The organism is Roseibium algae (assembly GCF_037783265.1).
GTDB lineage: Bacteria > Pseudomonadota > Alphaproteobacteria > Rhizobiales > Stappiaceae > Roseibium > Roseibium algae.
Window position 1 is genome coordinate 311,767 of record NZ_JBAKIA010000004.1, and the last position, 12,331, is coordinate 324,097.

Consider the following 12,331-nt stretch of genomic DNA (forward strand, 5'->3'; position numbering starts at 1 on the left):
GTAGCCTTTGTCGGCGCTCGGAAAACCGTTAGGAGATCGTCATGACTGCACCCTTGATGGGCGTAAAAGTGGTGGAACTTGCTCGCATTCTGGCTGGTCCTTGGGTGGGGCAGACGCTTGCCGATCTTGGCGCTGACGTGATCAAGGTGGAAAGCCCATCCGGTGACGATACCCGCGGTTGGGGCCCGCCCTTCATGGAAGACGAGGACGGCTCCGCTGGAGATGCTGCATATTTTCATTCATGCAATCGCGGCAAACGCTCGATCACGGTTGATTTCCGGACCCCTGAAGGTCAGGACATCGTAAGGCGTTTGATCTCTGATGCTGATATTCTGGTCGAAAATTTCAAGGTTGGCGGCCTGGAAAAATATGGTCTTGATTACGACAGCCTGAAAGAAATCAACCCGCGGCTGGTCTATTGCTCCGTCACAGGCTTTGGTCAGGATGGGCCATATGCCCATCGCGCAGGTTATGATTTCATGATCCAGGGCATGGGCGGCATCATGGACCTCACCGGCGATCCTGAGGGAGAGCCGCAGAAGATCGGCGTTGCCTTTGCCGATATTTTCACGGGCCTTTATGGTGTGATCGGAGTGCTGGCTGCGCTCAGAAGACGCGATGACACTGGCGTTGGCGAGCATGTTGATATGGCCCTGCTGGATTCCCTGACGGGCGTCCTGGCCAATCAGGCGCTGAATTATTTTGTCTCTGGCAAATCGCCGAAGCGGTTGGGCAATTCTCATCCCAACATCGTGCCTTATCAGGTGTTTCCAGCCTCCGACGGTCATTTGATTATCGCTGTTGGCAATGATGGCCAGTTCGCAAAGCTGTGCGATGTGCTGAATCTGCCGGACTTGCCGAACAATCCTGCGTTTGCGACCAACGCTGCCAGGGTTGCTGCCCGAGATGATCTGGTGCCGATGTTGCTGGCTGAAACAGCGAAGTTCACCCGTGACGGACTTTTATCCGCGCTGGAAGCCAAGGGTGTGCCCGCTGGTCCGATCAATGCGGTCTCTGATGTCTTTAATGATCCACATATTGAGCACCGCGAAATGCGTGTGGACCTGCCTGCAACCGGTGTGAAGGGGGGGCAGGTATCGTCTGTTCGAACACCGATCCGCTTTTCAAGCAGTGAGTTGGTGTTGGAAAAAGCCGCCCCTAAACTGGGTGAGCACACAGATGAAATTTTGGCTGAGATCGGTTTGCCGCCACGCAGCGCCAACGATAACGGCTGACAGGGCGAATGCGGTTCTCTTTGGATGTTGCCTGAATTGTCCTAAAGTGTAACAGGACTGTAGCTGCTGCGTATTTCAGACGACTGCGAAACCACGGCGTTGTATGTTGAGATCCAAATGGCAGGAGAAAAGCAAAAGCACATGGACGTTGTTTCCAAGATCAAAGGCAAAAAACGCAGAGGTCGGCTGAACATGCCGCTGACCCGGATTATCTCCTTTGGCTTTGGTGGCTTTGTTGCCATTGCGCTTGCGCTCGTTCTGTATCTGTCGGTTTTGGCGAATTTCAAGAACACGTTTTCCCTTCTCAATGACAAGGCGATCCTGATAACTCAGTCCATGGATCGCCAATTGCGCGATCATTTTCAGTCGGTCGAGCAAGCTGTCATTGATTTGAAACCGTTTTTTGATGACGGCACGATGGGGTTCGACAACATTGATGAGACCCTGAACAAGCTGTCGGTTGCCATTTCGACAAACAACAGAATCAACGTGGTCGTTCTAACGGACCTCAAAGGCGACAGCTTCGGTGTCTACAAGGCTCAAAACGGCAAACTTTGGCCATTCAAGCGTCAGATTCCTGTTGGCGGCGAAAAGACCTATACCTTGCCGAAGCTGACAGCTGACAGTGGCCCAACCTGGGGCGCACTGGTGCACAGTGATATAGGTCAATACAGCAATGTGTCGGTTCCCCTTGTTCGTGATGGCAAGATGTTTGGATCGTTGACGGCTGCCAGCTCTATCAAGGGGCTTGGTGAAGTCATTCGCTCTCTTGATGAGGGCGAGGATACGACAACTTTTATCATCGCCAGCGGCGACCAGGTTATCGTGCATTCAGACATGGACGTTTTTCAGACGGGGAATGTTGCTGAAAAGAAACTTCCCGTTGCGATAAGTGAACTTGGTGATCCGGTTCTGGCAGGCTTGGGAAGTGGCGTACGCCTTGAGACCTTTCAAAAAGCCGCCAAGCTGGGCATTGAAGTATCCGATGTTAATACTCCGAGAGATAATTTCATCGTGATGCGGTCGGTCATACCTGGGTATTCCGATAAGCCTTGGGTGATTGGCCAGTATTTCCGGGGTGTCACCATATCGAGAGAAGTGCACCGCCTTCGAGGATCGGCTGTTGTCGGTCTTGGAGCTCTGATTGTAGCCGTTCTGATTGCTATCTGGATTGGTCGTCGAGTGGCGAGTCCTTTGAAAAAGCTGGCCATACAGTCCGAGCATGTCGGGAAACTTTCGCTGGATGAGGTGGTGCCGTTGCCGCGCAGCCGCGTGCAAGAGCTTGACCAGGTGGCGCTTGCCTTCAACTCAATGGTTGAGGGTCTGAAGGCGATGAACATTTATGTGCCCCGTTCGCTGTTTTCCAAGCTGATGCGTCTTGGTGGCCAGGAGGCTGCAGGTGCGCGCGAGGCCGAATTGACCATCCTGTTTACTGATATCGTTGGCTTTACGGCACTGTCAGAGCACATGAGCGCCACAGAGACGGCAAGCTACCTCAATGAGCACTTCTCTATTTTGGTCGAGGCTGTCGAAAACGAAGGTGGCACGGTCGATAAGTTTATAGGCGACGGCATGTTGGCATTTTGGGGCGCGCCGGATGCCCGTGCGGACCATGCTGCGGCAGCTGTGCGCACGGCCAGAAGCATTGCGTCTGCCCTTGTACTTTGTAATGACAAAGCCGAGGCGCAGGGGCACAGTCGTGTCCGTTTGCGAATGGGAATTCACACAGGAACAGCTGTTGTTGGCAACGTTGGTGCTTTGGACCGCTGGAATTACACGGTTGTCGGCGACACAGTGAATGTCACGGATCGGCTGCAGGCTCTTGGCCGCGAGGTTGGAGCAAACGATGAAGTGGTGATCCTCGCCAGTGCGGATACCGCTTCGCAATTGCCCGGAGAGCAGGGCGAGGAGCGTGTGGGAGAGTTTGTCCTGCGCGGTCGTTCGACCAAGCTGGACGTCTGGAAACTGGATCCGTTTGCAACTACTGGTGACGCAGTCGCAGCTGTCTCAACGACTGCTGCCTGAACAGGTTTGAGCAAGGCTTATTGTGTTTAAGAATGTGATCTTTGTCACACTTCTCCTATATTAGTATTTTTCGTTGCTAAGTGATTGGGATTCGTGGTTGTCTTGGCTGCGGAGGCAGGTGTTTACTGCTCCTGAATTTAGATGAAATATTACTGAGGGGGAGTAATGCTGTGAATGTTCTGTCGATCGATGGTTTGACTGTCGATTTCAACACGGACGAAGGACGTGTCCGGGCCGTGGACAATGTTTCCTTTTCTGTTCCGCAGAACAAGACTGTGGCTCTTGTTGGAGAGTCCGGGTCCGGCAAGACCGTTATTTCCCAAGCCATTATGGGGCTGATGCCGCCATCTGCAAGTGTGTCGTCGGGCAGTATCATCCTGACAGATCCTCGCGGCAGTGAGCCGTCAGTCGATATTACGAAGCTAGACCGCAAGGGCCCGCAGATGCGCCATCTGCGTGGCAATCAGGTCGCGATTATCTTTCAGGAGCCGATGACGTCCCTGTCGCCCCTGCACACTATTGGCGATCAGATTGGCGAGGCAGCATTGCTTCATCGCGGAGTTGGTTCTGCCGAGGCGCGCGAGCTGACCAAGGAAATGCTTCGGCTGGTCCAGTTCCCCGATCCTGCCCAGTCTTTGGATGCGTATCCCTTTGAACTGTCCGGCGGATTGCGTCAGCGCGCTATGATCGCCATGGCGATGATTTGCCGTCCAGCGCTTTTGATTGCCGATGAGCCGACCACCGCTCTTGATGTGACAATCCAGGCGGAAATCCTGAAACTCATCAAGGAAGTCCAGTCCGAGCTGGAAATGTCCGTGCTGATGATCACCCATGATTTTGGCGTCGTAGCCAATATGGCTGATGAAGTCGTTGTGATTTATCACGGCAAGATCATGGAAAAGGGCTCGGCCAAACAGATCTTCACCAACCCCCAGCATGATTATCTCAAGGCTCTGCTGAATGCTGTTCCAAGCTTTCACATGGAAAAGAACGAGCGTCTGGTTCCGATCCGGCCGATTGAAGTTCATGCCGATGATCTGAAAAAGAGCCGGATCGACTGCACGGTTGAACCTGGCCAGCCTCTGGTCCAGGTTCGCAATGCGACAAAGCGTTTCACGCTGCGCAAGGGCGGGTTGTTTGGATCAAAGCCCGCATCCTTGACGGCACTGGATTGCATTAACCTGACCATCCGTCGCGGTGAATGTCTCGGCTTGGTGGGAGAGTCTGGATCGGGCAAGACGACGGCTGCCAAGGCGATCCTCAGGGCGATCAATCTGAATGAAGGCCAGGTATTTTATAACAGCGGGGACGGTTTGAGTAACATTGCCGACCTTTCTGGCGGTGACCTCATGGATTTCCGGCGTCGCGTTCAGCTGATTTTCCAGGACCCGTTTTCGTCGCTTAATCCACGTATGACGGTCAATGATATTCTGACTGAGCCGCTGCAAATCCATAATATTGGCACGGCCGAGGAGCAGGCAGAGCGTGCCCGGACCTTGATGAACCTCGTCGGTCTTGATGCACGGTATTTGCGCCGTTACCCGCATTCCTTTTCCGGTGGTCAGCGCCAACGTATAGGCATCGCGCGGGCGCTTGCGTTAAATCCTGAGTTCCTGTTGTGTGATGAGCCGACATCGGCACTTGATGTGTCTGTCCAAGCCCAAGTCCTGAACCTGCTTCAGGATTTGAAGCGTGATCTGAACCTGACATATTTGTTCGTCAGTCATAACCTTGCGGTGATCGATTACATCGCTGACCGGGTTGCGGTCATGTGCCGGGGACGTGTGGTGGAAATCGGAGAAACCCGCGAGATTGTCACCAACCCGTTACATCCTTACACCAAAGCACTCCTTTCGGCAGTGCCCGCGCCGGATCTAGACACACCACTGGATTTTTCCGCATTGGGAGAGCAGCGTGCGTCCGATCCAGGCTCGTGGCCGGAGCCGTTCAGGCTGGTTGATGGCACTGCGCCGACGCTTGTTGAACTTGAAAAAGATCATTTTGTTTGTGCACCAGGAATGGAAAATTCCGGTGCAATCAGGGGGACTGCAGCATGAATTTTTGGAAGGGGTTGGGAGCTTGCGCGCTTGTTGCGACATCGCTTGCTACATCTTCGGTATCGGCTCTGGAGCTGAAGGAGACGCCCGGTCTTGATGCAAGCTTGCCGCCGGTTGCTGAACGACTGCCAAGTGAGCCTCTTGTGGTCGATATGGAAGCCACGGGTCGCACGGTCGGAACTCATGGTGGGGCTCTTGATACGCTGATTGGCCGGTCCAAGGATGTGCGCCTGATCAATGTCTGGGGCTATGCCCGGTTGGTTGGCTATACAGAAGACTTGGAACTGGTTCCTGATCTGCTGGAAAGCGTTGATGTTGAAGACGGACGGGCCTTTACGCTGAATTTGCGCGAAGGTCACAAGTGGTCCGATGGCCATCCCTTCACTGCAGAAGACTTCCGCTATTATTACGAGGAAATCGCTCTCAATGAAGAGCTGAACCCTTCAGGCTTGCCGCCGTTTCTTCTGGCGGGCGGAAAGCCTCCGAAATTTGAAGTTCTGAGTGACACCTCCGTCCGTTTCAGCTGGGACGATCCAAACCCGCTGTTCCTGCCTGAATTGGCCAAGGCTCGTCCGCCCTTCATCTATCGTCCGGCGCATTACCTGAAGCAGTTCAATCCGAAGTTCGGGGATCCCGATTTCATTAAAAAGGCCGCTGCCGAGGTGAAAGCACGCAGTTGGGCCCCGTTGCACAACAAAAAAGACGACATGTACAACGCCCGTAATCCGGATCTGCCTTCCTTGCAGCCATGGGTGCGCATCTCTGATGATAGTGATCGCCGGTTCGTTCTGGAGCGCAATCCATTCTATCATCGGGTCGATACCACAGGCCAGCAGCTGCCTTACATCGACAAGGTGATCATGACGGTGGCCGACAAGAAGCTGATCGCCGCCAAGACACAGGCTGGTGAAAGTGATTTGCAGGCTCGGAACCTGTCTTTCTCTGATATCACGGTTCTGAAGCAGGGCGAAGGCTCTCAAGGTTATACGACCGCACTCTGGGCAAATGCCAAGGGATCGGAAATCTCGATCCTGCCAAACCTCACCGTAAAGGATCCGGTTTGGCGCAAGTTGTTGCGGGACACGCGGTTCCGTCATGCCCTGTCGCTGGGTATTGATCGCGATATGATCAACCGGACGCTTTATTTTGGTCTGGGAAAGTCCGGCAATGATACGGTCCTGAGTGCCAGCCCACTTTATAAAGCCGACTATCTCACCAAATGGGCGAGCTATGATCCGGAGCAGGCCAATGCGTTGCTGGATGAGATCGGCTTGACTGACCGCAATGGCGAAGGACTTCGTCTTATGCCCGATGGTCGTCCGCTGGAAATCATTGTCGAGACTTCAGGTGAGGTTCAGGCGCAGGCTGATGCGCTGGAGTTGGTTGCCGAGACATGGCGTGAGCTGGGCATCAAGCTTTACATCAAGCCGAGCCAGCGCGATATCCTGCGTGAACGTGCGATTACCGGTGATCTTGTCATGTCGGTCTGGTGGGGCTTCGAAAACGGCATTCCGACGTCTGATATGCCGCCAGAAGATTTCGCGCCGACCCATGGCAATGCATTCTCCTGGAATGCCTGGGGCGATTACTATGAGACCCATGGAGAAGGCGGAGAGAAGCCGGATTGGCCACCTGCGGTGCGTCTGATGGAACTCTATAATGCCTGGCTTGTGTCCACTTCAAAGGAAGAACGGACAAAGCTTTGGGGCGAAATGCTGGACATCCACGCAGAAGAGACCATCCATATCGGTCTGGTTTCTGAAGTGCCTCAGCCTGTTGTTGTCAACGGCGTGGAGAATGTTCCGCTGACTGCCATCTATGGCTGGGATCCTGGTGCCCATTTCGGCATGCACCGGATGGATGAGTTCTATCTGGATGATAAGGCCCGCTAAGGTCAGATTTGACCAATGACATTTGCCTGCCCGGTCCATTTAAAGACTGGGCGGGCCTGTTTTGAAATTAGAGACTATTAGACTAAAAGACCCGCTGATGGGTTGAGGACGCTGGGGAATTTACATGTTGCAATACATAACACGCCGGATCCTTGCGATGATCCCGACGTTGTTTGTCATCAGCTTTCTGACGTTTTTTATTATAGAACTTCCTGCGGGCGATTATATTTCAAATCAGATTGCAGCGTTGAAATCGACCGGGGAATCTTCTTCTATCGGCAAGCTGGAATTCCTGCGCAAGGAGTTCGCGCTCGATCGCCCGTTTTTCGAACGTTACCTGATCTGGGTTGGACTATGGTCCGGTCCGCACGGTTTTGACGGTTTGATCCAAGGAAATTGGGGTTGGTCGTTCGAGTTCGACAAGCCGGTGTCGGATATCGTGGGCCCGACATTGCCGCTGACCGTCGTGCTGAATTTCACAACCATCCTCTTCGTTTACATCGTCTCGTTCCCGATTGGGATTTATTCGGCAACGCGCCAGTATTCTTGGGGGGATTATGGCTTCACCTTCCTGGGTTATATCGGTCTTGCCGTCCCCAATTTCCTACTCGGCTTGATCCTGCTGTATCTGTTCAACAAGTGGTTTGGCCTGTCCGTCGGCGGACTGATGGCCCCACAGTATATTGATCGGCCTTGGAGTTTTGACAAGGCGATGTCTGTGCTGGCCCATCTGATCGTCCCGACGATTGTGATCGGGACATCGGGAACGGCCGCCATGATCCGCCGCCTGCGGGCCAATCTTCTGGATGAACTTCACAAACAATACGTCACCACCGGCAGGGCCAAAGGCCTGAGCGAACGGAAACTGCTGACTAAATATCCTCTGCGCATGGCTCTTAACCCGTTCATCGCCGACATTGGAAATCTGATCCCGTCCATGGTGTCCGGCTCGGTTATTGTGTCAGTGGTGTTGAATTTGCCGACAGTTGGTCCGATCCTTCTGTCTGCGTTGCAGAGCCAGGATCAGTTTCTGGCCGGCTTCATCCTGCTGTTTGTTGCCGTCCTGACGTTGATAGGCATGTTGGTATCCGACCTGCTGCTGGCAGTGCTTGATCCCCGTATCCGACTGGGCGGGAGGGCATCATCATGAGCACGAGCGAAGACGGAAAAAACACCGGATCTGCCGACAGCGTTGAGCACTATGTTGACCCGACACCATTCAATCCGACGGAAACCGAAGACCTGAACCCTGAACAGGAACGGTATTACCAGGCGTCCCAGTGGCAGATCATGTGGTGGAAATTCAAGCGCCACAAGGTTGCTGTCTGGTCTGGTGTGGTGCTGATCCTGTTTTACCTGTGCGTGCCATTTGCAGAGCAGATCGCGCCCTATACGCCAAACACCCGCGACAGTCTGCATTTGTATGCTCCGCCTCAGCCATTGCATCTCTTCCATGAGGGCGAGTTCGTTGGGCCGTTCGTTTATGGGATGAAGTCTGAAGTCGACATGGTGAACCTGAAGTGGGTTTTCACGGACGATAAAACGAAAGTCCAAAAACTGCGCTTCTTCTGCAGGGGCGTGAACTACCGCTTTTGGAATCTGTTCACCGCAGATTTCCATCTGGTCTGCCCAGCAGAGGGTGGCACCTTGTTCCTGCTTGGAACCGACCGTCTGGGCCGTGATCAGTTTTCCGGCCTAATTTATGGCGCCCGCCTTTCGCTGACCGTTGGACTTGTCGGTGTTGCGATTTCCATTGTTTTGGGCCTGTTTTTCGGTGGTATTGCCGGATATTTCGGGGGCATTGCCGACAGTTTGATCCAGCGTTTGATCGAGATCATGCGGTCCTTGCCCGAATTGCCGCTCTGGATGGCCCTGTCTGCAGCATTGCCGGTGACTTGGGCACCAGTCTGGATTTACTTTGGCCTGACCCTAATTCTCGGATTGTTGGACTGGCCGGGGCTTGCCAGAGCCGTTCGTTCCAAGTTGTTGTCCTTGCGCGAGGAGGAATATGCCCGCGCTGCCGTTCTGATGGGGGCCAAGCCCAAACGGGTGATCACCCGTCATCTTTTGCCTGGCTTCACCAGCCACATCATCGCGTCCGCAACGCTTTCAATTCCCTCGATGATCCTCGGCGAAACAGCGCTTTCGTTCCTCAATTTGGGTCTGCGCCGACCATCTGTGTCATGGGGCGTTTTGCTGAATGAAGCGCAGAACATTTCTGTCATTACGGTCTATCCATGGCTGATGGCGCCGGTCCTTCCCATTATCATCGTGGTCTTGGCGTTTAATTTCCTCGGCGATGGTTTGCGCGACGCGGCTGATCCCTATAAGTGATCGTGACAAGATCTTGAATCGACGCAACAACGGACATGTTGCTGCGCAAGCTACCGGAGTTCCCATGTCTAAGAATGCCAGCACTGCCGAAGGGTGGGACGAGGAATATGAAGCGGGCCGCTGGGCCTTCCTGAGATCACTTCCAGAAAGTGGCCGTTATGGCATCATCGGCATGTGGTTGAACCTGACCAAGTCCATGGACGAAGTTCTGGATATTGGCTGCGGTGAAGGTCTGCTCTATGAGCGCCTCCAGCCTATGGGTATCAAGCGCTATGTTGGTATGGATCTGGCTCCTGCCGCTCTTGAAATAGCCAACGTCGATCCTGAAATCGCATCTCTGCGTGCCGGCGATATGCATGGCTTTGAGCCGAAGGATGGCGAGACGTTTTCCGCTATCGTTTTCAACGAAGTGCTGCATTTTGCAGATGACCCTGCTGCGGTCGTGGCCCGCTACGTGCCGTTCCTGAAGCCCGGTGGTGTCATCGCCCTGTCGATGTATTCGCCAAAGCGGCCTGAGAGCGGTGCGAACAAGCTGATCGCCAAGCTCTGGGAGGCCACCGACGACGAGACCAAATGGGATGTCCTGGACGACTACCGTCTTGGGTCAGACAAGAAAAACGTCACTTGGCGCATGCGACTGGTCAAGCCGGTCTGATCACCGGTTTAAGAACGCGAAACGGTTCTTGTGAGCAGCGGATACAGATCCTATGGCGATGATTGAAGCATTTGATGTAGGCGCGTTCTTCAACAGCTTCATGAGCCTTGCAGTCGCGTTCATTCTTGGCACGGCCATCGGTGCAGAACGACAGTACCGTCAGCGCAGTGCCGGATTGCGCACCAATGTTCTGGTGGCTGTCGGCGCGGCGGCTTTCGTTGACTTGGCCTATCTGGTTGCGGATGCAGATGGGGCCGCCCGGGTGATCTCCTATGTGGTCTCGGGCATTGGCTTCCTGGGGGCCGGTGTGATTATGAAGGACGGCGGCGATGTCCGCGGTCTGAACACAGCGGCAACCCTATGGGCATCTGCAGCTGTTGGCTGTTGTGCCGGTGCTGACCGGGTCGCGGAAGCTTTTCTGGTTGCTGTGTTCATTATTGCTGGAAACACGCTGCTTCGGCCGCTTGTCAAGGCGATCCATCGTGCGCCGATTGATCTTGAGGATGCGGAAGCCAACCACGAGATCTATGTGATCACTGACGCCCAGCATGTGTCCGAAGTCCGTGAGCAGCTGATTTTAGAGCTCAACAGAGCGCGTTATCCTGTGGCCGATATTAAGACCGAACAATTATACGGCGGCGTTGTCGAGATTATAGCCTTTCTGGTTTCTACGTCAGTGGCTCCGAGCGAACTGGACAAGGCACTTGGTGCGATCCGCTTACTGGACGGCGTGCACCGTGCTCGCCGTGAAGTCAGTACGGTCGATTGAAACTTGCCGAAGCTGAATGCGGCAAGTCTCTGAGGTAAGGGGTAACCGGTTCGGGGAAACTCAGCTTGGCAGAACAACAATTGTCGATTTGCCACCCGTATTCCTGAGGGCGTGAATATCTGCAAGGGACGGGTCGTTCCTCCAGTTTTGAGCTGCTTCGACCGATGGAAATTCAAGCAGGGCAGCAATATTCGGCGCGTCAAAGGCAGCTTCCAGAACAGTGGGGTCGGGATCTCCGGCAACAACTCTGCCGCCGTGTTTGGCGAGGGCCTGTCCTGCGACGTCGCGGTATTTTGCCAGGATATCCTTGTTAGTCACAGTGATCAGGGCAATGGCTTGTACGGTCATGGTTTTTTCTCCGTTGTGTGTGATCATAATCTAGCGCCACTTAGCCTTGCGAAAAATTCCAGATAAATGAAAACAGATTGTGCAATAATGCACAGGCTATGGATAAGTGGGATGATTTGAAATTTGTATTGGCCGTTGCCACGTATGGCAGCTTGTCTGCTGCTGCGCGCGGGCTCTCGGTCAATCACTCTACAGTGTCACGCCGTTTGGCCGGGCTGGAAGCCCGTATTGGTACCCGCCTGTTTGAGCGCTTGCCGGACGGGCTGAGTCCGACGCCTGCGGGAACCGAGGCTGTGGAAAGTGCACGCCGGATCGAGGCGGAGCTTCATGCGCTCGACACGCGGATCACCGCACAGGACGCAGAGCTGGATGGTCCGCTCAGGGTCACGGCAGCCCAGCTGATATTTCAGGCGGGTCTGGCCGACATCATGGCGCGTTTCAAAGAGCGTCACCCGCGCATAGAGCTGTCCATGAATGCCGCTAATGAAATTCTCAGTCTGACCCGCCGCGAGGCCGATGTTGCCATCCGTGTGACGGACCGTCCTGATGAGGGATTGTTTGGACGCCTTGCCACCGGTCAGAGCAGAGGCTTTTATGGCTCAAAGGCCTTTCTTCGCGAACATGCCGAGGCGTTATTGAAAAGCGACGGGCCAGAAGTAATCCCTTGCGTCTCTTTCAAATGGTGGGGCAAGGAACCGCCGAAGGCCATCCGGGCACGTTTCCCAAATGCCTATACCTCGGTTGTTTGCGACGACATGATTGCTTTGCATGCCGCCGTTCGGGCAGGCATGGGCATTGGCCGAATGCCGTGTTTTCTCGGCGATCCGGATCCTGACCTGGAGCGCGTTCCGGGATTTGAACTCTCCCGTTATTTTGACATTTGGGTGTTGACCCACCCGGACTTGAAAAACGTCGAGCGGATTCGTCAGTTCATGCGTTTTGCCGCAGATGAATTCAAGGCCAACTCCGGGCTTTATCTCGGGCGTTGAAAGTTGCGGAGGAACGCTACTGCGAGG

Annotated in this window: 10 protein-coding genes; 9 read left to right on the forward strand and 1 reads right to left on the reverse strand. The window is 54.3% G+C overall.

Going from position 1 to position 12,331, the window contains the following annotated elements:
- Nucleotides 1-41 precede the first annotated feature (41 nt).
- The 8 genes from V6575_RS07810 (at nt 42) to V6575_RS07845 (ending at nt 10,967) form a co-directional block, all read left to right on the forward strand.
- Nucleotides 42-1,235 carry a CaiB/BaiF CoA transferase family protein gene (locus V6575_RS07810; protein ID WP_340273693.1) on the forward strand — a complete coding sequence of 398 codons (1,194 nt, stop codon included), beginning with the start codon at nt 42-44 and terminating at the stop codon, nt 1,233-1,235.
- Between the two features lie 117 nt (nt 1,236-1,352).
- Nucleotides 1,353-3,260, forward strand: coding sequence for an adenylate/guanylate cyclase domain-containing protein (locus tag V6575_RS07815; protein ID WP_340273694.1), 1,908 nt, complete (start codon nt 1,353-1,355; stop codon nt 3,258-3,260).
- Between the two features lie 170 nt (nt 3,261-3,430).
- Complete coding sequence (locus tag V6575_RS07820; protein WP_340273695.1) at nt 3,431-5,317, forward strand: ABC transporter ATP-binding protein; 1,887 nt, start codon at nt 3,431-3,433, stop codon at nt 5,315-5,317.
- Nucleotides 5,314-7,209, forward strand: a complete 1,896-nt coding sequence (locus V6575_RS07825; RefSeq protein ID WP_340273696.1) for an ABC transporter substrate-binding protein — start codon at nt 5,314-5,316, stop codon at nt 7,207-7,209. Before V6575_RS07820 ends, V6575_RS07825 begins: the two co-directional genes overlap by 4 nt.
- A gap of 124 nt (nt 7,210-7,333) precedes the next feature.
- Complete coding sequence (locus V6575_RS07830; protein ID WP_340273698.1) at nt 7,334-8,359, forward strand: ABC transporter permease; 1,026 nt, start codon at nt 7,334-7,336, stop codon at nt 8,357-8,359.
- Nucleotides 8,356-9,543 (forward strand): ABC transporter permease, encoded by a 1,188-nt coding sequence (locus tag V6575_RS07835; RefSeq protein ID WP_340273700.1) that lies wholly within the window; start codon nt 8,356-8,358, stop codon nt 9,541-9,543. Before V6575_RS07830 ends, V6575_RS07835 begins: the two co-directional genes overlap by 4 nt.
- Before the next feature lie 64 nt (nt 9,544-9,607).
- Nucleotides 9,608-10,198 (forward strand): class I SAM-dependent methyltransferase, encoded by a 591-nt coding sequence (locus tag V6575_RS07840; protein WP_340273702.1) that lies wholly within the window; start codon nt 9,608-9,610, stop codon nt 10,196-10,198.
- A 52-nt stretch (nt 10,199-10,250) separates the two neighbouring features.
- On the forward strand, nt 10,251-10,967 hold the full coding sequence (locus V6575_RS07845; RefSeq protein WP_340273703.1) for an MgtC/SapB family protein: 717 nt from the start codon (nt 10,251-10,253) through the stop codon (nt 10,965-10,967).
- 60 nt (nt 10,968-11,027) lie between these two features.
- Here the strand turns inward: V6575_RS07845 and V6575_RS07850 are convergent, their stop codons facing one another.
- A complete protein-coding gene (locus V6575_RS07850; protein ID WP_340273704.1) occupies nt 11,028-11,315 on the reverse strand; it encodes a DUF1330 domain-containing protein in 288 nt (95 codons plus the stop codon).
- A gap of 98 nt (nt 11,316-11,413) precedes the next feature.
- On the opposite strand from V6575_RS07850, the gene V6575_RS07855 reads away from it, so the two are divergent.
- The gene (locus V6575_RS07855; protein ID WP_340273705.1) at nt 11,414-12,304 is read left to right on the forward strand and encodes a LysR family transcriptional regulator; all 891 of its coding nucleotides are present in this window, start codon (nt 11,414-11,416) and stop codon (nt 12,302-12,304) included.
- Nucleotides 12,305-12,331: the final 27 nt, after the last annotated feature.

Coding starts and splice junctions, on each gene's coding strand:
- V6575_RS07810 (WP_340273693.1), top strand. CDS start 42: ATGACTGCACCCTTGATGGGCGTAAAAGTGGTGGAACTTGCTCGCATT.
- V6575_RS07815 (WP_340273694.1), top strand. CDS start 1,353: ATGGCAGGAGAAAAGCAAAAGCACATGGACGTTGTTTCCAAGATCAAA.
- V6575_RS07825 (WP_340273696.1), top strand. CDS start 5,314: ATGAATTTTTGGAAGGGGTTGGGAGCTTGCGCGCTTGTTGCGACATCG.
- V6575_RS07830 (WP_340273698.1), top strand. CDS start 7,334: ATGTTGCAATACATAACACGCCGGATCCTTGCGATGATCCCGACGTTG.
- V6575_RS07835 (WP_340273700.1), top strand. CDS start 8,356: ATGAGCACGAGCGAAGACGGAAAAAACACCGGATCTGCCGACAGCGTT.
- V6575_RS07840 (WP_340273702.1), top strand. CDS start 9,608: ATGTCTAAGAATGCCAGCACTGCCGAAGGGTGGGACGAGGAATATGAA.
- V6575_RS07845 (WP_340273703.1), top strand. CDS start 10,251: ATGGCGATGATTGAAGCATTTGATGTAGGCGCGTTCTTCAACAGCTTC.
- V6575_RS07850 (WP_340273704.1), bottom strand. CDS start 11,315: ATGACCGTACAAGCCATTGCCCTGATCACTGTGACTAACAAGGATATC.
- V6575_RS07855 (WP_340273705.1), top strand. CDS start 11,414: ATGGATAAGTGGGATGATTTGAAATTTGTATTGGCCGTTGCCACGTAT.